Here is a 25472-nt window from a genome sequence, read left to right on the forward strand (position 1 = left end):
TATCCTTTCTTTTGTTCCCATGCTAAGCCAAGTCACTTAAATTCCAATATCAAGTGACTCAGCTCCAAGCAGAATCGTTATTGCTCGTAGGTTCTCTCTACGTGTACTTCTTCAACCAACTCTCGAACGATAGCGGTTGCGAAACAACCTGCGTCTAGAGAGAACTTAAGAGTGACATTATCTTCGTTCACTTCCCAAGTTAAATCGGTTGGTTTTAACGATGCTTCACGACGGTCATGGCGCATGCGGTTACCGCGAATCAGCGCCATTAGGTCAGGTTCAGAATCAAGATGTTTTTGCTCTAACGCTTGAGACTCATCAATCGTTGGTAAGGCATTATCGCCAGCCAAAGCAACAGTTATCAAAGCAGAACCGTTCGCAATGTCTTGGTTTACAGCTTCAATGTTGTCTGCTGTTACTGCCAGTTGAGCACCGTCTTTCACCACGATATCGCCAACCAATGCTGATGCAAACGCATCTTGCTCAATACGGTCTGAAAGGATCAGGTTGTAAATCCACGAACGAGCAGCAGAAAGGTACAAGCTGCGCTTATTCTGGTTACGAGTACGAACGTTATCGCGGCCCCAACGACGAGCTTCAGATAGGTTGTTACCTTCATTGCCAAAACGCTGAGCACCAAAGTAGTTTGGCACGCCCACTTGAGCGACTTTTTCCAAACGCTTGACCACCTCATCGCAATCCGTTACTTCAGACAAGGTCAACTCAAATTGGTTGCCAACTAAATCGCCTGGACGTAACTTTTTGTTGTGTCGCGCTGTCGCTAAGATTTCAATGCTTGGGTATTGTGCTAAGAACCCTGAAAAGTCAGGCTCACCTTTCGGTAGGTGAACGCTCAACCACTGCTCTGTCACAGCGTGGCGGTCTTTCAAACCCGCCCAGCTCACGTCTTTCGACTTAACACCGCAAGCTTTAGCCAGCTCGTTTGCTACGAAGCTCGTGTTTTCACCAGTTTTACGAATACGAACCATTAGGTGCTCGCCTTCACCAGCAAACTCAAAACCCAAGTCTTCATTAACGACAAAGTGTTCGGCTTTTGCTTTTAGTTTTGCTTTCGCAGTTGGTTTACCGTTTAGATAAGCCAATGAAGATAAAATATCTGACATGCTGTTCTTTTCGTGTTGGTGCTTACGCACTTTTAGTAATTAGGACCACCGCTTCACATGCGATGCCCTCTTTGCGACCTGTAAAACCTAAACGCTCAGTGGTTGTCGCTTTTACATTCACATTGCTAATGCTGGTTTCTAGGTCTTGAGCAATAGCTTGGCACATAGAGTCTATATGAGGCGCCATCTTTGGAGCTTGCGCCATGATAGTAATATCGGCATTACCAATCACGTAACCTTGTTCTTTTACTCGACGGTAAACATCTTTCAGTAGCTCACGGCTATCCGCACCTTTCCATTCGTCATCGGTATCAGGGAAATGACGACCAATATCACCCGCAGCAATCGCACCCAATAGAGCGTCACACAACGCATGAAGGGCAACATCACCGTCTGAGTGTGCAATAAGACCTTGCTCGTAAGGGATGCTTACACCACCAATAATTACCGGGCCTTCACCACCAAACTTATGTACATCAAAGCCATGGCCAATACGAATCATCATTATTCCTTATTCTGACTTAAATAGAACTCAGCAAGCGCTAAATCTTCAGGCTGAGTAATCTTAAAATTATCTGAACGCCCTGCCACTAAAGCGGGCGATAAACCTTTCCATTCAAAGGCTGAGGCTTCATCAGTAATTGAAGCGCCTTGTTGCAACGCCTCACTTAATGCCTTCCACAGAGGCTTTGCTCTGAACATTTGCGGCGTAAGTGCATGCCATAAATCGGCACGCTCAACGGTATGCTCGATCTGCCCTTGGGCACCGCGCTTCATCGTGTCACGAACTGGAGCCGCTAAAATAGCGCCCACATCATGGCTCATCGCGCCGGAAATTAGCTTGTCGATATCACTTAGCTGAACACACGGCCTTGCCGCATCGTGAACCATTACCCAATCACTAAGCTGCTGCTCAGCGATATAGTTTAGCGCAGAGAGTACAGAGTCCGCTCGCTCGCTTCCGCCTGACACTCTGATCACTTGCGGGTTCAGGTTGAGTGCTAGATCAGGGTAGTATGGGTCATCATCGCTGATCGCAACGACAATTTGAGCGACTTGTGGGTGAGACAGTAATTTCTCAATGGTGTGCTCTAAAATTGTTTTGTCGTGAATCTTGAGATATTGCTTAGGGCGGTCTGCCTTCATTCGGCTACCGACGCCCGCCGCAGGTACAACGGCAATCACGCTTTGAAGTTGAGTCGACATTAATGGGATTCCTCACCAATGATGCGATAAAACGTTTCACCTTCTTTGACCATTCCAAGTTCATGACGTGCGCGTTCTTCTATCGCGTCTAAGCCTTGGCGTAGATCGTCAATTTCAGCAAACATTTCTGCATTTCGAATATGCAGCTTTTCATTTACTTGCTGTTGAACTTGGATTTCGTTGTTCACACCGTAGTAATCAGAGATACCATTTTTACCGAGCCACAGTGTGTGTTGTAGCCAGCCAAACACTATGAGCAGTACTAAAGCAAAAATTCGCATAACACCTTTCGCCGGTTGAAAAAGAAGGAACTAGAATAAGGCACATATATACCATAATGAGCTTATTGGTGCGAGATATGTGGTGTCAGGGAATCAATAAGTCGGGGAGTCATTGTCAGGAAAACAATGAGATTCCCTACTCCTTCCTTCGTCAGTCTAGGGAATGACGAACTTTATATGTGACAAGGAGGAGCTTTAGAGCCTAGAGCTTCTTTCATTCAGTTTTCTACAGACAAAAAAATGCCCCGCATAAGCGAGGCATTCAAAAGTATTAGTGCATAATTCTAACTAGTTGGTGCTGTAGCAAGGCAACAAAGAAGATTCAGCTATGGAGCATAGTTTCCTATGTGACTTAGTGAATCTTCTGCAGTTAACGCAGCTACAGTGCCAAATAGGACGAATTATTGACCTTTAACTTCTTTAAGACCGTTGTAAGGAGCTTTAGAACCTAGAGCTTCTTCGATACGGATAAGTTGGTTGTACTTAGCAACACGGTCAGAACGGCTCATAGAACCAGTTTTGATTTGACCTGCAGCTGTACCTACCGCTAGATCAGCGATAGTTGCATCTTCAGTTTCGCCAGAACGGTGAGAGATTACTGCAGTGTAGCCAGCGTCTTTAGCCATCTTGATAGCAGCTAGAGTCTCTGTTAGAGAACCGATTTGGTTGAACTTGATAAGGATAGAGTTAGCTACGCCTTTCTCGATACCTTCAGCAAGAATCTTAGTGTTTGTAACGAACAGATCGTCACCAACGATTTGAAGCTTGTCGCCTAGAAGTTCAGTTTGGTGCTTGAAGCCATCCCAATCTGACTCGTCAAGACCGTCTTCGATAGAAACGATTGGGAAGTTGTTCGCTAGCTCAGCTAGGTAGTGGTTGAACTCTTCAGAAGTGAAAGTTTTACCTTCGCCCTTCATGTTGTAGATGCCAGCTTCTTTGTCGAAGAACTCAGATGCTGCACAGTCCATAGCAAGAGTAACGTCTTTACCTAGTTCGTAACCAGCAGCTGCAACAGCTTCTGCGATAACTTCTAGAGCTTCAGCGTTAGACTTAAGGTTAGGAGCGAAACCACCTTCATCACCAACTGCAGTGCTGTAGCCTTTAGACTTAAGAACTTTAGCTAGGTTGTGGAATACTTCAGCGCCGATACGTAGACCTTCTTTAAGAGTTTTAGCGCCAACTGGTTGGATCATGAACTCTTGGATGTCAACGTTGTTATCTGCGTGCTCACCACCGTTGATGATGTTCATCATTGGTAGAGGCATAGAGAACTGACCAGCAGTACCGTTTAGCTCAGCGATGTGCTCGTATAGAGGCATGCCTTTCGCAGCAGCAGCAGCTTTTGCGTTAGCTAGAGATACAGCTAGGATAGCGTTCGCGCCGAACTTAGACTTGTTATCAGTACCGTCTAGGTCAAGCATGATTTGGTCAACGTCAGCTTGTGCTTTAGCGTCAGTACCAACTAGAGCTTCAGCGATTGGGCCGTTTACAGCTTCAATAGCTTTAAGAACACCTTTACCTAGGAAACGTGATTTGTCGCCGTCACGTAGCTCAAGAGCTTCGCGAGAACCAGTAGATGCGCCAGATGGAGCAGCAGCCATACCTACGAAACCGCCTTCTAGGTGTACTTCAGCTTCTACAGTTGGGTTACCACGTGAATCGATGATTTCACGACCTAGAACTTTAACGATCTTAGACATTGAATGTTTCCTTCTCGTTGAATATATAAATGTCAAATTTAAAGGTAGCAGCACAACTTACGCAGCTACCTGTATTCCTTTTTACTTCTCTAACTCGCCGCGCTGGAACTCACCAGCCGCTTTAACGAAACCTGCAAACAATGGGTGACCATCGCGAGGTGTTGAAGTGAACTCTGGGTGGAATTGAGCAGCAACGAACCATGGGTGGTTCGGGTTCTCAATAACTTCAACCAGTTTCTTGTCCGCAGATAGACCCGATACTTTTAGGCCCGCTTTTTCGATTTGTGGACGAAGATTGTTGTTCACTTCGTAACGGTGACGGTGACGTTCATGGATCGTCGCGCTACCGTATAATTCGTAAGCTTTCGTCCCTTTCGCTAGGTGACAAAGCTGTGAACCAAGACGCATTGTGCCGCCAAGGTCAGATGTTTCTGTACGCTCTTCAACTTTACCTTCGCCATCAGTCCACTCAGTGATAAGACCAACAACTGGGTACTTAGTTTCAGTACAGAATTCAGAAGAGTGTGCCCCTTCCATTTTCGCAACGTTACGAGCGTACTCGATAAGTGCTACTTGCATACCTAGACAGATACCTAAGTACGGTACTTTGTTTTCACGAGCGTATTGAGCAGCAAGAATCTTACCTTCAACACCACGGTCACCAAAGCCACCAGGAACTAGGATTGCATCTAGGCCTTCTAAAACTTCTACGCCACGAGACTCAACGTCTTGTGAATCTACGTATTTAATATTAACGCTTAGGCGATTTTTCAAGCCCGCGTGTTTTAGCGCTTCATTTACTGATTTGTATGCGTCTGGTAGTTCAATGTACTTACCAACCATACCAATCGTCACTTCACCCGTTGGGTTAGCTTCTTCGTAAATTACTTGTTCCCATTCAGACAGGTCTGCTTCTGGAGCTGTGATGCCGAAACGCTTACATACAAGTTCATCAGTACCTTGAGCTTTAATAAGCTGAGGGATCTTGTAGATAGAGTCAACATCGCGCATAGAAATAACTGCATTTTCTTGCACATTACAGAACAGAGCAATTTTCTTACGCTCGTTCGAAGGAATGTTGCGGTCTGAACGACAAACTAGGATGTCTGGCTGAATACCAATAGACAGTAGCTCTTTTACAGAGTGTTGCGTTGGCTTAGTTTTCACTTCGCCCGCAGCTGCTAGGTATGGCACTAGAGTAAGGTGCATGAACATTGCGCGTTCACGGCCTAGTTCTACTGCTAGCTGACGAATCGCTTCCATGAATGGTAGAGATTCGATATCACCAACCGTACCACCAACTTCAACGATCGCGATATCGTGGCCAGCTGCGCCAGAAATTACACGCTCTTTGATAGAGTTAGTGATGTGTGGGATAACCTGAATAGTTGCACCTAGGTAATCACCGCGACGCTCTTTTGCTAGTACGTCTGAGTAAACACGACCTGCAGTGAAGTTGTTACGCTTAGTCATCTTGGTGCGAATGAATCGCTCATAGTGACCAAGGTCAAGGTCTGTTTCAGCGCCATCTTCCGTAACGAACACTTCACCGTGCTGAGTCGGGCTCATAGTGCCTGGATCAACGTTGATGTAAGGGTCAAGCTTCATCATAGTCACTTTAAGACCACGAGCTTCTAAAATAGCCGCAAGAGATGCTGCAGCAATACCTTTACCTAGAGAGGATACAACCCCGCCAGTAACAAAAATGTAATTTGTCGTCATGTTTAACCTGAAATTGGTTGAATGAGGGAAATGGACTACTTCTGGACGGGATGAAAATATACCAGAAGCCCCTTATCGCCACAACGTGAAATCTATCACACTGCTATTTTTTATTTTTTGCTTCAAATCAATTCATGATAAAAGCTTTGGTTATCTTTTCTCCGCCACTTTGACTTCACCCCACATGGAATCAAGCTGTTGTAGTGAAAAATCGGTCAAATTTTTATCTTGCTGACGAACTTTTTGTTCCACCCCTTTAAAGCGACGCGAAAACTTGAGATTGGCTTTATTGAGTGCCGATTCTGGGTTTTTACCTAAATGTCGTACCAAATTGACCGTCGCAAACAGCAAGTCTCCCAACTCTTCTTCAACCAAATCTTCATTTGGCGTCACTTGAAGTGCCTCTTCCAGCACCTCATCGACTTCCTCTAAAACCTTATTAGCCACTGGGCCAATAGAGTCCCAATCAAAGCCATATTTCGCTACCTGTTTTTGAATCTTTGTAGCACGTGAAAGCGCAGGTAGAGAGTTTGGTATTGAGTCTAGAATACTTTCTTGAGTTTTGCCTGCCTGAGCTTTTTCTTTGGCTTTTTCAGCTTCCCAGTTGGCATTAATTTCTTCATCGCTCGCAAACTCGGTATCAGAAAACACATGCGGATGGCGGCGTGTTAGCTTTTCGTTAATGCCATCAACCACATCAGAGAACTCAAACAACCCCTGTTCTTTCGCTAACTGGCTATAGAAGATCACCTGAAACAACAAGTCACCCAACTCTTCTTGTAGGTTCGGCCAATCTTTGTTGTGAATCGCATCCACCACTTCGTACGTCTCTTCGATAGTATGCGGGACAATTGTTTCAAAATTTTGTTTTAAATCCCAAGGACAGCCACCTTCTGGATCGCGCAGCTTAGTCATAATTTGTTCTAGTTGTTCAATCGGGTGGCTCATGGTGCTTTCCTATTATTCTGTTTGATTGTTTTAATCTAATTCTTTTCTTAAAACTAAAAAAGGTGAGCAGCCAAAACCACTCACCTTTCTATTTTTCGTCATCTCCAAGAGTGAAGTATGAGCGAGTTGGGGATCTCAAACCGCTTGGCGAGATTCCCTATCACGTTCGTCCCTCACTGTAGGGAATGACGTGGATAGTATTTTGGCCTACCCCAACCTTTTGACTGACATAACATCTTTGATTTGTTCTACTCGGCTGGTAACGCGACTCAGAATTTCAATATTGGTCACTTCCAAATCGAAATCCATTACCGATAGCTGACGCTTGTAGTCGATGCGGCTCTTCATTGTCGTCACACTGATCTTCTCGTTCGAGAACAGTGAGGTGATGTCTTTCAACAAGCCATTACGTTCTAGCGCTTCAACACGCAGCGTTAGGATGTATGAGCCGACAAAGCCATTACCCCAAACGGTATCAATGATACGTTCTGGCGCATGCACGCTTAGCTCGCCTAGCTGTTCACAGTCAGCGCGGTGCACTGAGATACCACGACCTTGAGTGATGTAACCTTTAATCACATCACCTGGGATTGGCTGACAGCAACGCGCTAGGTGCGTCATTAGGTTATCAACGCCCTCAACCACTACCGCATCTTTCTTCGGACGACTCTGTTGTGCCGGCTTGTTTTCCGACTCAAGCAGTTTCTCTAGCGCTTTCTTGTCTTCTTCTTCCGCCGTTGGCTTATTCACTAGCGCATTGATGTGATTAACCACTTGGTTAATACGCAAGTCGCCACTACCAATACCTGCATAGAGTTCGTCTGGCGTATTCACGTTAAAGCGTTTTAGTGCGTATTGATCAGCATCTTTTAGGGTTGCGCCTACTTTCGCTAGCTCAACTTCCAGGATATCACGACCCGCTTCTAGGTTTTTCTCACGGCTTTGTGCGCGGAACCAAGCGTTGATTTTTGCTCGAGCTCGACCAGAATGAACAAAACCTGTGGTTGGATTTAACCAGTCACGAGATGGGTTCGGCTCTTTCTGCGTGATGATCTCAACTTGATCGCCCATCGATAGTTTATGAGTGAACGGTACGATACGCCCCGCTACTTTGGCACCGATACAGCGGTGTCCGACCATCGAGTGGATGTGGTAGGCGAAATCCAACGGGGTTGCGCCCATTGGTAAGTCGACCACGTCACCACGTGGAGTAAATGCGTATACACGGTCATCGAAGACTTGGCTACGTACCTCATCCAGCATCTCGCCAGAGTCCGACATCTCTTCTTGCCAGTCGATAAGTTTACGCAACCAAGTGATTTTCTCATCGTAGCCACTACGGCCGCTTGAAGCTCCTTCTTTGTACTTCCAGTGCGCCGCCACACCAAGCTCAGAGTCTTCGTGCATTTGCTTAGTACGGATCTGAATCTCAATGGTCTTGCCTTCAGGGCCAAGTACTACGGTATGAATCGACTGGTAACCATTTGGCTTAGGGTTCGCCACATAGTCATCAAATTCGCTCGGGAGGTGCTTGTATTTAGTGTGTACCACCCCAAGGCCGGCGTAACAGTCTTGCAGCTGGTCAGCGATAATACGTACTGCTCGTACGTCAAAAAGCTCATCGAAGTCCAAGCCTTTCTTCTGCATTTTACGCCAGATGCTGTAGATGTGTTTTGGTCGACCGCTGACTTCTGCATTGATGCTTGAACGGTTCATTTCCGCCGTTAAGTCATCAACGAAATCTTTAATGTATTGTTCACGTACGATGCGACGTTCAGACAGCTGTTTAGCAATCTGCTTGTAGGTGTCTGGCTGTTGGTAGCGGAACGCGTAATCTTCGATTTCCCACTTAAGCTGACCAATACCTAAACGGTTAGCGAGCGGAGCGTAGATGTTAGAACACTCTTTTGCTGCCGCGCGACGCACAGCATCAGGCGCTTTTTTCACCTCAATAAGGTTACAGATTCGTTCAGCGAGTTTGATGACTACGCAGCGGAAGTCGTCGACCATAGCCAGTAACATACGGCGAACGTTATCAACTTGACCCGAGGCAGCACTGCCTTCAAGAGTCACGTTTAACTGGCCTAAGGCCGCCATTTCTTCAACGCCATCGATCAACTTTACGGTTTCTTTACCGTAGCTTTCTTCAAATGCTTCGCGCTCAAAAACGCCGCTAGAGACGACGGGGAAAAGTTGCGCTGCAATTAAAGTGGCACGGTCCATGGACAAGGTGACCAAGATTTCGATCATCTCACGGCCACGCCAAAGCAAGAGCGATGCTTGCTCGTGATCTTTTAAAAGTTCTTCACAGTGACGATAAACTTTAATCAGTTTATTCGAGGTTTTTGCGTCTTGATTCAATGACGCAATCCAACTTTCTAGCTCAAACTGTTCGCTTGGGTTTAAATGTGCGCTTCGTACCGCAACCATCATGCCTTCCTAGTTATTATGTTTTATACCCAATTCAATATGACTAACTGGTTCCAAGTTAGTTCGACCATATTGATATCAGCGCAGGCTTCCCTGCGCCTTTGTGATTCATTTGAAGCCTTGTTTAAGGGCCTCTAAGCCTTGATAAAGAGAGCCATCGATTCTAGATGACTGGTGTGTGGGAACATGTCCAACATACCCAGTTTGGCTAATTGATAACCTTGTTTTTCTAAGCTCTCAGAATCTCTAGCTAGAGTAGCAGGATTACACGAAACATAAACCACACGCTTCGCTCCTAACGCTGAAATTTGATCAACGATCCCACTAGCTCCCGCACGTGCCGGGTCAAGCAATACTTTATCGAACTTCTCTTTTGCCCAAGGCTGTGAAGATAAGTCTTCTTCAAGGTTAGCTTGGTAAAATTCCGTATTGCTTAACTGGTTTAACGCTGCATTAGATGTGGCTTGCTGAACCATTTCATCAACGCCTTCTACACCAACCACAAACGCCGATTGTTGAGCGATAGGTAAACTGAAGTTACCTAAACCACAAAACAGGTCTAGTACTCGCTCATCCGCTTGAGGCTCTAGCCACTCAATCGCTTGAGCCACCATCTGCTGATTCACTTTCTGGTTTACTTGGATAAAGTGGTTTGGCTCAAACGGTAACGTCACGCCAGTTTCGCTGTAAGAAGGTGTATCGCCGACTAAGCGAACCAACTTATCGGTTTCAGGCATCGAATACAGCGTAGCGCCTTCTTCTTTTGCTAACGCAATCAGCGCTTGCTCATCTTTTTCAACCAAAGGCTTAAGGTGACGTAGCACCATAACAGGGCCAGTATCGCCCAACACCAATTCAACGTGTCCTAAAGACGTAAGGCTGTTGAAAGTGTTCAGTAAATTTTTCAGTTTTGGCAGCAATACATTGAGGCGAGGATCAAGCACGGCACAGTCGGTAATGTTTTCAATCTGCTTACTCTGCTTCTTACGGAAACCAAACTGAAGCTGCTGTGTCTTCTTATCAACAAATAGGCTGATACGTGCACGACGTCGATAACCGGTTTCATCACCGACAATAGGTTGTGCAACTTCAGTGTTAGCTGTTTGGTATTGGCTCATAAGGTGCGTCAGAGATTGCGATTTATGCTCAACCTGAGAAGAGTAACCGAGGTGTTGAAGGTGACAACCACCACACTGATTAAAGTGCTTACAAAACGGCTTTAAACGCTGCTCGCTCGGCTTCAATAACTTGATGAGCTTAGCTCGCGAAAACTTACTTTTGCTCTCAGTAAGTTGAATAACCACCTGCTCACCGGGCAATGCGCCATCAATGAAAACCGGTTTATTCTTTTGATAAGCGATGCCAGCGCCATTGTGATCCATTCGTTCAACCAAAACCGATTGATGCTTGGTCTCGAGTTGAGTTTTCTTTTTTGGTTGGAAAAAACGTGCCATTGCTTGTGCCTAATGTATCTTTTAATAAGTAATTGGTATCCAGGACTCACTATTATGTCTTGGAATCATTGTCGAACGTCACGGCTTTGATTAAGCTTACCGTTCACTTAACCGCCATTGTGTGCGTTATTTTCCCATATCCAGACCTCGATGTAATTAAAGAACATGACCAGATATGGCTTAAGAGCCCGTGTAATTACCTTAACTCTAGCTCCAACCCTGATTATTGGGTTGCTATTGAGTGCATTTTTCTCATTTAACCGCTATCAAGACCTTGAAGGTCAAGTGGTTAACACTGGTACTAGCATCATTGAGCCACTTGCGATTGCGAGTGAATCAGGCATGAAGCTCGAAAGTCGAGAGTCTGTTCGTCAGCTTATTAGCTATGCGCATCGAAAGAATTCTAAGCTAGTGCGCAGTATCGCGGTGTTTGATGAGCGTCATGAGTTGTTTGTAACCTCAAACTTCCACCCCGATTTTGAAAGCCTGACCTACCCCAAAGATAAACCGATCCCGCATTTAAGCTCATCGAACCTTCTCGATAATACGCTGATCCTGCGGACACCTATCATCGCCGAAGGCCAGTACATCAATTCAGCCAACGGTCAGTCTCAAGCTAATCAAGCGATCGGCTACATTGCGATTGAATTAGATCTTTCATCACTTCGATTGCAGCAATATCAAGAAGTGTTCTCTGCATTCTTAGTGTTGATTCTCGGGCTTGGTTTATCGGGTGTGTTTGCGTTCCGCTTAATGCACGATGTCACTCAACCGATCACACACATGAAAAACATGGTCGACCGAATTCGTCGAGGTCACCTAGATGTGCGTATCGAAGGTAAGATGCATGGTGAGCTAGACTCGCTGAAAAACGGTATCAATGCGATGGCGGTATCGCTATCAGAGTATCACGTCGAGATGCAGCACAGTATCGACCAGGCCACATCAGATTTGCGTGAAACTCTTGAACAGCTTGAGATTCAAAACGTTGAGTTAGACATCGCGAAGAAACGCGCTCAAGAAGCGGCTCGTGTTAAGTCTGAGTTCTTAGCGAATATGTCTCACGAATTGAGAACGCCGCTGAACGGTGTGATTGGCTTTACTCGTCAAATGCTCAAGACTCACCTATCGAACAGTCAAACCGATTACCTGCAAACCATTGAACGCTCGGCAAACAACCTGCTTAGCATCATCAACGATATCTTGGACTTCTCGAAACTTGAAGCCGGTAAATTAGCCCTAGAGAACATCCCATTTGAATTCCAAGCTAGCCTTGAAGAGGTAGTAAACCTTCAAGCAACCAACGCTCATGAGAAAGGCCTAGAACTGACACTGAAGATCGACCCTAAAGTACCGCCAGGTGTGGTGGGCGATCCACTGCGTATTCAGCAGATCCTAACCAACCTTGTTGGTAACTCAATCAAGTTTACCGAACGCGGCAACATTGATATCAGCGTTGAGCTTCGCTCACAAAGTGAAGACAACATCGAGCTACAATTCATGGTTCGCGATACGGGTATTGGTATTTCTGAGCGTCAACAAGCTCAGCTTTTCCAAGCTTTCAGCCAAGCCGATGCAAGTATCTCTCGTCGTTACGGCGGTACAGGCTTAGGTCTGGTTATCACCCAAAAACTGGTCAGCCAAATGGGCGGAGAGATCAGCCTAACCAGTCGTCTTCACCAAGGCTCTACCTTCTGGTTCACCTTGAGACTATCAACGACTGATATGCCGATGACAGAGCTGATTGAGACGCAGTGTCTGCAAGACAAACAACTGCTGCTTATCGAGCCAAACATGCAAGCGGCATCGATTACTCAGCAAATCCTAACCCAAGAAGGCTTAGTGGTAACGTATCGTTCGGTGATGCCAGATGAGACGACCTCGTATGACTACGTTCTGCTTAACCTAGCCGCCAACCAAGAGTATCAATTTGATACTGTGAGTGGTTGGGCGATCGGTGCGAAGAAGATTGCTCAAAACGTGATTATTGGTACACCAAGTACCGAGCTAGCGTTGGGTGAGCAACTAATGAAAGAGGTCGATGTTCAGTGCATCACCAAGCCTCTTTCTCGTAAGAAGTTGCTGCAAACTCTGGTATCGAATCAGGCACCTACCTTGATTGCACCAGCGATTGAAACGCATTCTGAAGAGAAGTTACCGCTTACTGTGATGGCAGTAGACGACAACCCAGCCAACCTTAAGTTGATTACCGCGCTGCTTAAAGAGCGTGTAGAAACCGTCATCAGTTGTACCAGTGGTCAGCAGGCGATAGACAAAGCGACAGAGACGCCATTTGATATCATCTTCATGGATATTCAAATGCCACAGATGGACGGTGTAACCGCTTGTCAGAACATCAAAAAACTGGCGAACAATGCGAATACACCTGTAATTGCCGTGACCGCACATGCAATGATTGGCGAACGAGATCGACTGCTTGAAGCGGGCATGGATGACTACCTAACCAAACCTATTGAAGAGCATGTTTTACAGCAGGTTCTGATTCATTGGAGCTCGACCTCTGAGGTTGAGCTCATCGAAAAAATAGATCCAGACCACCCAGCGGTCTCTGCTGAAGTCGACAACGCTCCAGTGTCAGAAAATGAAGCCAGCGTGCACACAAACATCATCATTGATTGGCAAGCTGCGATGAAACAAGCCGCTAATAAAGAAGACCTCGCACGCGATATGCTGCAAATGCTCGTAGACTTTATTCCAGAGGTTTATGAGGCAGCAGACAAAGCGATAGAAGACAGTGACTACCCAGTTGAAGAGCTGATACACATCATCCACAAGATGCATGGCAGCAGCTCGTACAGCGGTGTACCAAGGCTAAAATCGGTCTGTGCGACGATAGAGAAAGAGCTGCGTTCTGGTACTTCTGTTGAAGACATTGAACCTGAGCTTTTCGAGCTTCAGGATGAGTTAGATAAGGTTCAAGCAACCGCGATTCATTACTTGAAACCGGCGAAGACCTAGCGGGCACTTGTTACTCACCAGTATTCGTTAGAGGATTTACCCGCTAATAAAAAAGCAGAGCTCATGAGCTCTGCTTTTTTCTGTCTAGAGCCAAGAGCACTAGATATAAAGTCGCGATAATCTGTTTACGATTCGAGTAACACCGTTGCCACTGCGTAGTGACGCTCATCCGAGATAGTCAGATGAATCGATGTTGTGCCGTTCGCCTCTGCGATTTCACGCGCTTTTTTATGCAGGATCAGAACTGGCTTGCCATGCTCATCGTTTGAAATCTCAAAGTCGTGGAAGGTCACACCCAGCGCGATACCCGTGCCTAACGCCTTAGATGCTGCTTCTTTGGCAGCAAAACGTTTTGCAAGGTAACGCCCTTTTTGCTTCAGTTGCTGGAATACTTCAAATTCAGAATCGGTCAAAATACGCTGAGCAAAAGCGTCACCACTTCGTGACAATGCCTTTTCAACACGTTCAATTTCTGCGATATCTGTACCTAATCCAACAACAGCCATGCTTACCCTACTACTAAACTTCTATCTATTAATTCTACTAATTCGTAGCTTACGACTTAACGCTTACGGTTTAGAAAACTAAGCGTTGTTGCGTGCTGTTTCCATCACAGTTTTCATGTCTGCAACGGCTTTGTTCAAACCATCAAACACTGCACGTCCCATGATCGAGTGACCGATGTTCAGCTCGTAGATCTCAGGAAGAGCCGCAATTGGGGCGACGTTGTGGTAAGTCAGACCATGACCCGCATTAACTGTGATACCAAGATCGTCCGCGTAGCTTGCGCCTGCAGCAATCTTTTTCAGCTCGTCTTGTTGGTCTTCTTCTGTTTTAGCATCCGCATAATGGCCAGTGTGCAGTTCAATGAACGGTGCGCCACACGCTTTTGCTGCGTCGATTTGCTCACGGTCAGCATCGATAAACAGAGACACCTTAATGCCAGCAGCAGACAGTTTTTCCGTCGCAGCTTTGATCTTTTCAAGTTGACCAACCACGTCCAAGCCACCTTCAGTAGTTAGCTCTTCACGCTTCTCTGGAACCAGACAAACAAACTCAGGATTAGTATCGAGTGCAATTTGAACCATCTCGTCCGTTACGGCCATCTCCAAGTTCATGCGAGTTTGAAGTGTTTCAGCCAGAATACGCACATCGCGATCAACGATGTGACGACGGTCTTCACGCAGGTGAATAGTAATGCCATCTGCACCAGCACGTTCAGCGATTTCAGCTGCGTGTACTGGATCTGGGTATTTAGTACCACGTGCATTACGTAGTGTTGCAATATGGTCGATATTAACGCCTAAAAGGATTGAGCTCATTTTCCAATACTCCGTGCTCTGGAGAGGGCTATTGTTGGCATAAATAGCTCTCTACTTTTTAATGGTTTGCCGCCAAGATACGGCTTTAAGGCTATGCGTGTAAAGCGTTTTGCCGCTTTTAACTGCTCTTTAGTGATAAACCTACGTTCGCTGATTGCAATAAGTTCATCGCCCATAAAAGTCAGGTTATCTCGACGTACTGAAGCGATGAAACCTTTCTGCTCTCGATAGCGATAAGTCATGCTCGGATCAATCGCTTCGCCAGTGCCCGCGCAGTGTAAAAAGTCGACGCCGTAACCCATAGCAGATAATAGAGCCAGCTCAAAGCGACGCAGTGCTGGCTCAGGATTATCATTATGCGCCAGCTCTGTTAAAGCATGAAGATAGTCGTGAAAAAGTGCAGGCATCGGTACTTCCGCCATCAATACCCGACCGATAAGCTCGTTCACGTACATGCCTGAATACAGATTAATACCGGCGAGAGGGAGCCCCAAGCTGATGGGTTCAGCTTGGCGTAAGGTTTTCATCGAACCATTACCAGACCACTTAAGCAATAGCGGCGTAAAAGGTTGTAATGCACCTTTCAAATTGGAACGCTTGCTGCGAGCGCCTTTAGACATCAACGTCACCCGACCGAACTCTTCGCTGAAGACGTCCAAGATCAGGCTCGACTCACTGTATGGTCGACGGTGCAACACAAAGCATCGCTGTAACCCTTCGCTCAATCACTTACCCTTATTACAGATACAAAAAGAGAGAGTTCGCACTCTCTCTTGGATTTATCTTCAGTTCAACTTTCTTAATCTCAGAAAGTGACGTTCAATATATTATAGATCGTCGATGTAGCCTAACGAGCGAAGTGCACGCTCATCATCAGCCCAGCCAGATTTAACCTTGACCCAAGTCTCTAGGTAAACCTTACGGCCGAATAGCTCTTCCATATCGATACGCGCTTCACGACCAATCGTTTTGATCTTCTCGCCCGCTTTACCAATCACCATTTTCTTCTGGCCTGTACGCTCAACAAGAATCAGTGCATTGATGTGGAAGCCATCGTTATCTGGGTTGTAATCGAAACGTTCGATTTCAACCGTTACCGAGTAAGGTAGCTCGTCACCCGTAAAGCGCATTAGCTTTTCACGGATAATTTCAGAGGCCATAAAACGTTGCGAGCGATCAGTCACGTATTCTTCAGGGAAGTGGTGTGTCGCTTTAGGTAAATGTTCACGTACGTGCTTACGCAGTACATCAATATTTTTACCTTGCTTCGCTGAGATTGGCACTACATCAATGAAGTCCATCTTCTTAGAGACTTCCATCATGTGCTGCATCACGTTAGTACGGTCTTGAACGTTATCTACTTTGTTGATGCAAAGTACAACTGGGAAGTCAGTCTTCTTCAGTTTGTTCAGAACCATCTCATCGTCGTCAGTCCAGTGAGTACCATCGACAAGGAAGAATACTAGGTTTACATCACTCAATGAGCTGTTCGCCGCACGGTTCATCAAGCGGTTGATGGCACGCTTTTCTTCAATATGAAGTCCAGGAGTATCAACAAAGATCGCTTGGTAATCACCCTCAGTTTCAACGCCCATAATACGGTGACGTGTCGTCTGTGGTTTACGTGATGTAATAGAAATCTTCTGACCCAGAATATGGTTCAGAAGCGTCGACTTACCTACATTTGGGCGACCGACAATAGCGATGAAGCCACAGTGTTGGTTTTCCGGTAGGCCTGTTTTTTTGCTATCAGATGAAAAGAATGCATCGATATCGAAATCTTGGTTGTTATCAGACATTGCTTAGTTGCTCTAATGCTGTTTCAGCAGCCGCTTGTTCTGCCTTGCGGCGGCTAGTGCCTTTACCGATAACAGGTTTATCCACACCTGCCACTTCACACTCAACCGTAAACTCTTGGTTGTGTGCTTCACCTTTAATATTAGTCACTGTGTAGACAGGTAGAGGATTTCTTCGACCTTGCAAAAACTCTTGTAGGCGAGTTTTCGGATCTTTTTGAGATACTCCAGGCTGAATAGCATCTAGGCGAGATTGGTACCAGCTTAAAATAATGCCGCGAACCGTCTCGGTATCACTATCTAAATAGACAGCGCCGATGACCGCTTCAACCGCATCCGCTAGAATAGAATCACGACGGAAACCGCCACTCTTCAACTCACCTGGACCTAATTTTAAGTAATCTCCTAGTTCGAATTCACGACCTAGTTCTGCCAATGTATGACCACGTACTAATGTTGCGCGCATGCGGCTCATATCACCTTCGTTTACCTTAGGAAAACGGTGGTAAAGATCATCAGCGATAACAAAACTTAAAATTGAATCGCCCAGAAACTCAAGACGTTCGTTATGTTTACCTGCGGCGCTGCGGTGAGTCAGCGCCAAGTGGATAAGATCGGCATCATTAAACTGATAGCCAATCTTTCTCTCTAGTTTATCAATTGGAGAATTCATGCTCTCTCGATGTGTTATGTGATCGATTAATGAATCCCACCGATGCGATTAAAACGCACACCAGTAGGAATCCATGTTGGAAGTACACTGTCTGAACCGCGTTCGAATTCGAAGCTGATCCAAATAGCAACGGCCTTACCAACAAGGTTTGCTTCAGGGACAAAGCCCCAGTAACGGCTATCGGCACTGTTGTCACGGTTATCACCCATCACAAAGTACTGGCCTTCTGGAACGACCCATTCGTTAACACCATTGCGAGGCTGATATGCTTGCACACGATCGCGGCGCAATGGGTTAACTAAAATCTGGTGTTCTACGTCTCCAAGCTGTTCGTTCAGCTGAATCAGAGGCACACCATCTTGAATAAATTGGCTCTCTTCAACATTACTTAGTTTCACTGGTTCACAGCTACTTGTACCCTTCGCCTGAATGCAGATCTCTTTACGACTGCTGTAGCGAATCGTGTCACCTGGCATACCAACAACACGCTTAATGTAGTCGATGTTTGGCTGAGGTGGGTACTTAAATACGATTGAGTCACCGCGTTCTGGCTTGCCTGTTTCTACCAATTGAGTGCGCCATACTGGGTCTTTTAGACCGTACGCGTACTTCTCTACCAAGATGAAATCACCAACCAAAAGGGTTGGCATCATCGAGCCAGAAGGGATTTGAAACGGTTCATAGATGAATGAACGCAAGATCAAAACAAATGCAATTACCGGGAAAATGGACACACTGTTCTCAACCCACCAAGGTTGAGCCGTAACTTTTGCGCTAGTTTCAGCGTCTAGGCCATTCGATTGTGCTTCAACGTCAGCAAGCTTTTGCTGGCGCTTCTTCGCCCACACAAACTTTTCCAACGCCCATACAATGCCGGTCACTAGAGTTACGATCACTAAGATAAGCGAAAATGTATTAGCCATTGATATCCCTTAAATTTCATTTCTTTAAAAATAACGAAAGTGAAAGAGCATAACTCTTTCACTCTGCTTAATATTTCTAATTTGTATCAATCATGCTGACTAAATGCTGGGAAGATTACGCAGGAAAAATCGTTTAGTTCGAGGCGCAAAGTGCAGTGACTAGTGGGCCTAATTGCAATCTTTGCAACAAAGAAATAAACGATTTTAACCAGTAATATTCAGCAGATAGTTAGTGCGATTGATACCTAGTCTTTTCCAACGTGAAGGATTGCAAGGAAAGCTTCTTGAGGCAGTTCAACGTTACCGATCTGCTTCATACGCTTCTTACCTTCTTTTTGTTTCTTAAGAAGTTTCTTCTTACGACTGATATCACCACCGTAACATTTTGCGATTACGTTCTTACGCAGTTGTTTCACTGTAGAACGAGCAATGATGTGGTTACCAATCGCTGCTTGAATCGCGATATCGAACATCTGACGAGGGATGAATTCTTTCATCTTCTCTACCAGTAGACGACCACGAGACTGAGCAATATCTTTGTGCGTAATGATAGCTAGTGCATCAACTGTTTCGCCATTCAGCAGTACGTCTACACGTACCATGTTTGATGGCTCGTAACGTTGGAAGTTGTAATCCAATGATGCATAGCCGCGAGACGTTGACTTCAGACGGTCGAAGAAGTCTAGAACTACTTCTGCCATAGGAAGATCGTACGTCACAGCAACTTGGTTACCGTGGTAGACCATGTCTACTTGTACGCCACGCTTCTCAACACACAGTGTGATTACGTTACCTAGGTAATCCGAAGGTACCAGAATATTACAGCGTGCAATTGGCTCACGAATTTCTTCTAGGTCATTAACCGCTGGCAGTTTAGCCGGGCTATCAACGTAAAGAACCGTTTTATCTGTTTTTACAACTTCATACACTACTGTTGGAGCAGTTGTGATTAGGTCTAGGTCGTATTCACGCTCTAGACGCTCTTGGATGATCTCCATGTGAAGCATTCCTAAGAAGCCACAACGGAAACCAAAACCAAGTGCTGCTGAACTTTCTGGTTCAAAGAACAGTGATGCATCGTTCAGGCTTAATTTGCCTAACGCGTCACGGAAGTTTTCGTAGTCATCAGATGATACAGGGAATAGACCAGCGTATACCTGAGGCTTCACTTTTTGGAAACCAGGTAGACGTTCAGTGCTGCCGCCTTTTGCAAGCGTCAACGTATCACCAACTGGTGCACCTAGGATGTCTTTAATACCACAAACAACCCAACCTACTTCGCCAGTATTTAGCTCTGTAGTATCGATTTGCTTAGGCGTGAAGATACCTAGACGGTCAACACCCCATACTTGGTCTGTCGACATTACTTTGATCTTATCGTTCTTCTTCAGCTTACCGTTTTTGATACGAACCAAAGAAACTACGCCAAGGTAGTTATCGAACCAAGAGTCAATGATCAACGCTTGTAGAGGCGCTTCAGGATCACCTTCCGGTGGCGGGATTGCCGTCACGATGTTTTCTAGAACATCATCAACACCCAAACCTGTTTTCGCAGAACAGCGAGTCGCTTCCATCGCATCGATGCCAACGATCTCTTCGATTTCTTCAGCAACACGTTCTGGTTCAGCAGCTGGTAGGTCAATCTTGTTCAAGATTGGCACTACTTCCAGTTCCATTTCGATTGCTGTGTAACAGTTTGCTAGAGTTTGTGCTTCAACACCTTGGCCAGCATCCACTACAAGTAGTGCGCCTTCACAAGCCGCTAGAGAACGAGATACTTCGTAAGAGAAGTCTACGTGTCCAGGAGTGTCGATAAAGTTAAGTTGGTAAGTTTCACCATCTTTAGCTTTGTAATCTAAAGTCACACTCTGCGCTTTAATTGTAATACCACGCTCGCGTTCTATATCCATAGAATCGAGGACTTGAGCTGCCATCTCACGTTCACTTAATCCTCCACAAACTTGGATTAAGCGGTCAGAAAGGGTCGACTTACCGTGGTCGATGTGGGCGATAATCGAAAAATTACGAATGTGCTTCATAGGCTTGGTGTGACTAAACTCTTTGAATAGGGATAATAAGAAAGCCGCGACGCGTCCAATCTACAGTCAGCATTGGTGGCGGCATTTCAATCAAGTTGGCAGATTCTACCCAATTTAAGGGCAAGAAGCATCATAAATTAGACGAGAGACTCACCTAGGATTCGAATCAAGACGACTTCTTGCTTGGATTTGTCTTCCATGGGTTTGGCTAACCGCTTCGCTAAGGCAATCCCACCAGCAGTAAACAGTGCTGCACTTAAGATAACAATGCCCTCGCCGCCCTGGAGTAAGGGTTGTAACAAGAGTTGCCCAAAACCAGCACCAATCATCAACATAAAAAGTGGGATGAGATAAACAATCGCCGCCGACTGAAGTAGGCTTTTTTCTGGAAAGCCAATTTCTACGATTTGTCCAGCTTTGACTAAGCTTTTGGTTTTAAGCTGCCAAAACAAAGATTTATTGCCAACAGCCTTGGTCACAATACCCGTACCGCAGTTTTTTTGAGAAGAACAGCTGCTACAACTGGTTTGTTGTTCGCAGCTCAATTGAACAAAGTATTGCTTACCTTTTTGTTCAACCGAGCTAACGGTCGCCAGCGCGGTCATCATTGCGCTTGTACCGATTTATTAAATGTAACTGACTGAGCAATACGTTTTGCAGTTGCCGGCGGAATGTCACCAACCACAGAGATCTCTTTATCGCCAATCACTAAGCTGTGCAAGGTTCTACGCCCTTGACGCACCAGCTGCCCTTTCAATGAATGCTCATCTTTTTCCGCGATATAAACCGAAAAGTTAAACAGTCCATCACTGAAAAGCTGACTTTCAACCATTTTATCGGTCGCAGCCATTTGATAGCGGCTAAGCTCTTTTGATTTAAACCCTTCAGGAATCCACGACGCTTGCCAGTTAGTTTCACTCACTAAGCCTTCCGGTAATGATAAAACTTTCGGCAATTGAGCTTGGCTCAAGCCACCCATAGCCTCAGCAATCTTATCGTTCACCACGTAAGAGATAGTGCGGTACTGTTCAAGCACTTCGCCATCACGATCCAAAAGGTCGGCACGCAAAGGAAGATTCGTTTTTTCGTCTACCCAAACCACGTAAGAGTAGCGAAGGCCATCTTTCGGCACGACACGCAGCACTTGAGTGGTGCTACCTGCTTCACGAGAGCGACCAACTTTCACAAAGTCGTAGTACTGATTCAGAGATTCGATATCTCGATTAATCATCGGAATAACAGGCGCAACCATGCTGCCTGACTGAATCGTAAATGGCTCTGTACCCGGCTCGATGTAGCTAACTTCGTTGCCACGTCGAATGACTTCACGAACAGGGCCGCTTAGATAAACAAGGTGTGCAAGTTGTTGGTCGTCGTTAACCGCATGGCGATAAACAAGAGGCTCAATACTGCTCTTCTTTATCAAAATGTAGGAGAGTTCGTAATTTAGATGCTGACTGGCCTCGTTCATTTGATGCAACAAGTCCTTTGCAGTGGTTTCCTCTGCAAAGGCTGTTGGAGACATCAAGCTGAACAGTGTCAGTGCACTGACCAGGATTTTCTTCATTCAATGTCCGATTCTAGATGTGCATCTTGCATTGGCGATGCATCACTGTTTAATCTTAGCTGCAGCTCATAATCTTCTAACAATGCATGAACGCGTTTGCGCTGCTCTTGCAAGTTAGCTTCAGATGCTGGTTTCTCAACAGAGTCACGCGTTAAACTTACTGGTTCCGCAGAACCGGCAAATGGAATCGTCTGGAGTACAGGCAACTGCTCTGGTGCTGCAGGGTCGCTACCACCATATTGTTGAACACCTAATACAACGGCTAATGAAACACACGCTGCCACGGCAACTTGTCCAAACTGTTGTAACCACGCCGGAAGCTGACGCTTCGCTTGCTGAGGTTTAGGTTGCTCTTCAATTGGAGCAACAGTAGGTTCAACATTCACTTGGTGCAGGTTCGACATTGAACCATGTGCAGGCTCGTTCTCAAGCGCTGCCGCTACACTATTAGCAATGTTCCACTCTGGAGTTTCTGGCGAATCCCCACGCATAACATCACCAATTAAATGGTAACTCTGCCAAGTATCCATGCTTTCTTGATCAGATTCTAGATCTACAATGAGAGCTTTATCGATCGTTTCACCATCCATGAGTGCCGAAAGCTTTTCTTTATCAGCCATTATTTTCACCATAATTATTACAAGTTCTAGCGTTGCAAAAGAGGTTTGATTTTCTTTTCCACCGCTTCACGAGCTCGGAAAATACGCGAACGTACGGTTCCTACAGGGCAATCCATTACTTCTGCAATCTCTTCGTAGCTCAAACCTTCGAGCTCTCGCAACGTCATTGCAGTTTTTAAGTCTTCTGGTAGCGCTTCAATCGCTCCAAAAACAACTTGTTTCAATTCTTTAGACAGCGTTAAGTTCTCAGGGTTCGATATTTCTTTTAACGCGCTGCCTGTTTCGTAATATTCTGCATCTTCTGCATCTACATCGGTTGCTGGCGGCCTACGGCTTTGGGCAACGATATGATTTTTAGCGGTGTTCACGGCAATTCGGTATAACCATGTATAGAAGGCACTCTCGCCACGAAAGTTAGGTATCGCGCGGTAAGCTTTAATAAAAGCTTCTTGTGCTACATCAGGTACATCACCGGAATTATTCACGTATCGAGAGATAAGATTACAAACTTTGTTTTGATACTTAACCACTAGTAAGTTAAATGCCTGCTTATCTCCACTCTGAACTCGCTCAATCAACACTTGATCGGTTAGCTGCTCGTTCATTCGAGCGGGTACTCCTATTGTTATAACCCTCACCTTCACAGATATGGGTACTAATTATGCGAAATGTAGTATTGACACCACCGTCTACAAGAGCACTATTGTGACTAAGCCAAATACCGAAAGTTCCAACTTTCTTAAAATTATTTGCCATTATTGTTTCACAATGTGATGTAATAAAAATAGCTATCCCTATCAATTTGGGGAAACTTGAGCAAAAGCAATGGTATTGAGCAATTAAATATTTCTAGATAGCTGTCTATATATTGATTTTGCATAGCGTTTAAGGATGACTCTGGAGAGATTATAACAGTCTTAGCCAAACTCCTAAAACAAGACAAAGTCAATTGAGAGTGGACAACTCGACTATAGCCCGGGATTTAATAAGTTTTATGAACGCAAACCGTGAACATCAGTGTGATGTATTAGTGGTAGGAAGTGGTGCGGCAGGCTTGTCATTAGCCTTACGCGTAGCAGAACATGCAAAAGTAATTGTATTAAGCAAAGGACCACGCAGCGAAGGATCGACGTATTACGCACAAGGTGGTATCGCCGCGGTGTTCGATGAGTCGGACAGTATTGAGTCTCATGTAGAGGATACTCAAATCGCTGGGGCTGGGTTATGCGAAGAAGATACAGTTCAATTCATTGCTGAAAATGCGAAAGAGTGTGTGCAATGGCTGATTGATGGTGGTGTTCCATTTGATAAAGATGAGAACAGCACAGAAGGCCAACCAAAATATCACCTCACTCGTGAGGGTGGCCACAGTCACCGCAGAATTCTGCACGCTGCCGATGCAACTGGCATGGCGATGCAAACCTCACTACAAGATAACGTCAACAACCACCCAAATATCGAGATCTTCGAGCGCCACAATGCGCTGGATTTGATCACGGAAGATAAGATTGGTGGTTCAAAAGACAAGGTGATCGGTGCCTACATTTGGAACCGTAACCAAGAACATGTTGAAACCGTGCGCGCTAAGTTTGTTGTATTAGCAACAGGCGGCGCTTCAAAGGTTTACCAATACACCTCTAACCCAGATGTTTCTTCAGGTGATGGTATTGCTATCGCTTGGCGTGCGGGTTGTCGTGTGGCAAACCTTGAGTTCAACCAGTTCCACCCAACTTGTTTATTCCACCCAGAAGCGCGTAACTTCCTACTAACGGAAGCACTGCGTGGTGAAGGTGCTTACTTGCGTCGTCCAGATGGTTCTCGCTTTATGAAGGACTTCGATGAGCGCGGTGAACTGGCGCCACGTGATGTGGTTGCTCGTGCAATTGACTTCGAAATGAAGCGCTTGGGTGCCGACTGTATGTATGTTGATATCAGCCACAAGCCTGAAGAATTCATCACAGCGCACTTCCCGATGATCCATACTCGCTTGATGGACTTGGGCATCGACATGACCAAAGAGCCGATCCCTATCGTACCAGCCGCTCACTACACGTGTGGTGGTGTCATGGTGAATAAGCAGGGTCAAACCGACCTAACGAACTTGTATGCGATTGGCGAAGTGAGCTACACCGGCTTACACGGTGCAAACCGAATGGCTTCTAACTCACTGCTTGAGTGTGTGGTTTACGCATGGGCAGCAGCAAAAGATATCGTTGAGAACATCGACCAATCTCAACTGTGCGCTGAACTGCCAGCATGGGATGAAAGCCAGGTCACCAACAGTGATGAAGAAGTTATCATTCAACACAACTGGCACGAACTGCGCCTATTCATGTGGGATTACATGGGCATTGTTCGAACGGATAAACGACTAGAGCGAGCATTGCGTCGCATTCAGATGCTGCAACAAGAAACTCATGAGTACTACAGCTACTTCAAGGTTTCGAATAACCTATTAGAACTGCGTAACTTGCTACAAGTGGCAGAACTAATGGTTCGTTGTGCAATGCAACGTAAAGAGAGCCGCGGCCTCCACTACACGTTGGATTACCCTGAACTTGCAGAAGACAGTGGCCCAACGATTCTGACGCCAGAGAAACGCCAATCATAATAATTGGTTAAACGTGCTTAGCGAATTAGCCGTCAGCGGAAAATGATTAAACGAAAGGGAGCCGAGTGCTCCCTTTT

At 45.7% G+C, this 25472-nt stretch carries 22 protein-coding genes; 2 read left to right on the forward strand and 20 right to left on the reverse strand.

Going from position 1 to position 25472, the window contains the following annotated elements; genetic code table 11:
- Nucleotides 1–77: 77 nt before the first annotated feature.
- From truD to rlmD, 9 genes are all read right to left on the reverse strand, one after another.
- A complete protein-coding gene (gene truD, locus AB4623_RS10415; RefSeq protein WP_372146354.1) occupies nucleotides 78–1124 on the reverse strand; it encodes a tRNA pseudouridine(13) synthase TruD in 1047 nt (348 codons plus the stop codon).
- Nucleotides 1125–1146: 22 nt separating this feature from the next.
- Nucleotides 1147–1626 (reverse strand): 2-C-methyl-D-erythritol 2,4-cyclodiphosphate synthase, encoded by a 480-nt coding sequence (gene ispF, locus AB4623_RS10420; RefSeq protein ID WP_004739053.1) that lies wholly within the window; start codon nucleotides 1624–1626, stop codon nucleotides 1147–1149.
- 2 nt (nucleotides 1627–1628) lie between these two features.
- A complete protein-coding gene (gene ispD / locus AB4623_RS10425) occupies nucleotides 1629–2330 on the reverse strand; it encodes a 2-C-methyl-D-erythritol 4-phosphate cytidylyltransferase (protein ID WP_017059032.1) in 702 nt (233 codons plus the stop codon).
- Nucleotides 2330–2611: a cell division protein FtsB gene (gene ftsB, locus AB4623_RS10430; RefSeq protein WP_010435786.1), complete on the reverse strand. Its 282-nt coding sequence runs from the start codon at nucleotides 2609–2611 to the stop codon at nucleotides 2330–2332. Before ftsB ends, ispD begins: the two co-directional genes overlap by 1 nt.
- A 401-nt stretch (nucleotides 2612–3012) precedes the next feature.
- Entirely contained in the window at nucleotides 3013–4311 is a 1299-nt protein-coding gene (eno, locus tag AB4623_RS10435) for a phosphopyruvate hydratase (RefSeq protein ID WP_017059033.1), read from the reverse strand.
- Nucleotides 4312–4392: 81 nt separating this feature from the next.
- Nucleotides 4393–6033 carry a CTP synthase gene (locus tag AB4623_RS10440; RefSeq protein ID WP_017063214.1) on the reverse strand — a complete coding sequence of 547 codons (1641 nt, stop codon included), beginning with the start codon at nucleotides 6031–6033 and terminating at the stop codon, nucleotides 4393–4395.
- Nucleotides 6034–6183: 150 nt separating this feature from the next.
- Nucleotides 6184–6981 (reverse strand): nucleoside triphosphate pyrophosphohydrolase, encoded by a 798-nt coding sequence (mazG, locus tag AB4623_RS10445; RefSeq protein ID WP_372146355.1) that lies wholly within the window; start codon nucleotides 6979–6981, stop codon nucleotides 6184–6186.
- 207 nt (nucleotides 6982–7188) lie between these two features.
- On the reverse strand, nucleotides 7189–9411 hold the full coding sequence (gene relA / locus AB4623_RS10450) for a GTP diphosphokinase (RefSeq protein WP_372124993.1): 2223 nt from the start codon (nucleotides 9409–9411) through the stop codon (nucleotides 7189–7191).
- 134 nt (nucleotides 9412–9545) lie between these two features.
- Nucleotides 9546–10865: a 23S rRNA (uracil(1939)-C(5))-methyltransferase RlmD gene (gene rlmD / locus AB4623_RS10455; protein WP_372051306.1), complete on the reverse strand. Its 1320-nt coding sequence runs from the start codon at nucleotides 10863–10865 to the stop codon at nucleotides 9546–9548.
- Nucleotides 10866–11030: 165 nt separating this feature from the next.
- Here rlmD and barA point away from each other — a divergent pair, with 165 nt between their 5' ends.
- Complete coding sequence (barA, locus tag AB4623_RS10460; protein ID WP_372146358.1) at nucleotides 11031–13844, forward strand: two-component sensor histidine kinase BarA; 2814 nt, start codon at nucleotides 11031–11033, stop codon at nucleotides 13842–13844.
- 125 nt (nucleotides 13845–13969) lie between these two features.
- Here barA and acpS read toward each other — a convergent pair whose 3' ends face one another.
- The 11 genes from acpS to rpoE form a co-directional block, all read right to left on the reverse strand.
- Nucleotides 13970–14350, reverse strand: coding sequence for a holo-ACP synthase (acpS, locus tag AB4623_RS10465; protein WP_371725218.1), 381 nt, complete (start codon nucleotides 14348–14350; stop codon nucleotides 13970–13972).
- A gap of 78 nt (nucleotides 14351–14428) precedes the next feature.
- Nucleotides 14429–15166, reverse strand: coding sequence for a pyridoxine 5'-phosphate synthase (gene pdxJ / locus AB4623_RS10470; protein ID WP_371725219.1), 738 nt, complete (start codon nucleotides 15164–15166; stop codon nucleotides 14429–14431).
- Nucleotides 15163–15891 (reverse strand): DNA repair protein RecO, encoded by a 729-nt coding sequence (gene recO / locus AB4623_RS10475; RefSeq protein ID WP_019826299.1) that lies wholly within the window; start codon nucleotides 15889–15891, stop codon nucleotides 15163–15165. The genes pdxJ and recO overlap by 4 nt, the downstream gene beginning before the upstream one ends.
- 102 nt (nucleotides 15892–15993) lie before the next feature.
- A complete protein-coding gene (gene era / locus AB4623_RS10480; protein ID WP_017059042.1) occupies nucleotides 15994–16965 on the reverse strand; it encodes a GTPase Era in 972 nt (323 codons plus the stop codon).
- On the reverse strand, nucleotides 16958–17635 hold the full coding sequence (gene rnc, locus AB4623_RS10485) for a ribonuclease III (RefSeq protein ID WP_017066012.1): 678 nt from the start codon (nucleotides 17633–17635) through the stop codon (nucleotides 16958–16960). Before rnc ends, era begins: the two co-directional genes overlap by 8 nt.
- Nucleotides 17636–17661: 26 nt before the next feature.
- On the reverse strand, nucleotides 17662–18558 hold the full coding sequence (gene lepB, locus AB4623_RS10490) for a signal peptidase I (protein ID WP_017066013.1): 897 nt from the start codon (nucleotides 18556–18558) through the stop codon (nucleotides 17662–17664).
- A 245-nt stretch (nucleotides 18559–18803) separates the two neighbouring features.
- Entirely contained in the window at nucleotides 18804–20597 is a 1794-nt protein-coding gene (gene lepA, locus AB4623_RS10495) for a translation elongation factor 4 (protein ID WP_017059045.1), read from the reverse strand.
- 137 nt (nucleotides 20598–20734) lie between these two features.
- Nucleotides 20735–21205 carry a SoxR reducing system RseC family protein gene (locus AB4623_RS10500; RefSeq protein ID WP_017059046.1) on the reverse strand — a complete coding sequence of 157 codons (471 nt, stop codon included), beginning with the start codon at nucleotides 21203–21205 and terminating at the stop codon, nucleotides 20735–20737.
- Complete coding sequence (gene rseB, locus AB4623_RS10505; protein ID WP_065584110.1) at nucleotides 21202–22164, reverse strand: sigma-E factor regulatory protein RseB; 963 nt, start codon at nucleotides 22162–22164, stop codon at nucleotides 21202–21204. Before rseB ends, AB4623_RS10500 begins: the two co-directional genes overlap by 4 nt.
- Nucleotides 22161–22784: a sigma-E factor negative regulatory protein gene (locus AB4623_RS10510; protein ID WP_017063205.1), complete on the reverse strand. Its 624-nt coding sequence runs from the start codon at nucleotides 22782–22784 to the stop codon at nucleotides 22161–22163. The genes rseB and AB4623_RS10510 overlap by 4 nt, the downstream gene beginning before the upstream one ends.
- Before the next feature lie 26 nt (nucleotides 22785–22810).
- Nucleotides 22811–23389, reverse strand: a complete 579-nt coding sequence (gene rpoE / locus AB4623_RS10515) for an RNA polymerase sigma factor RpoE (protein ID WP_008223963.1) — start codon at nucleotides 23387–23389, stop codon at nucleotides 22811–22813.
- Nucleotides 23390–23778: 389 nt separating this feature from the next.
- Between rpoE and nadB the strand changes: the two genes are divergently transcribed.
- Complete coding sequence (nadB, locus tag AB4623_RS10520; protein WP_017059049.1) at nucleotides 23779–25395, forward strand: L-aspartate oxidase; 1617 nt, start codon at nucleotides 23779–23781, stop codon at nucleotides 25393–25395.
- Nucleotides 25396–25472 lie beyond the last annotated feature (77 nt).

The organism is Vibrio sp. 10N.222.52.C12 (genome assembly GCF_041474215.1).
In the GTDB taxonomy this organism is placed as follows: Bacteria; Pseudomonadota; Gammaproteobacteria; order Enterobacterales; family Vibrionaceae; genus Vibrio; species Vibrio crassostreae_C.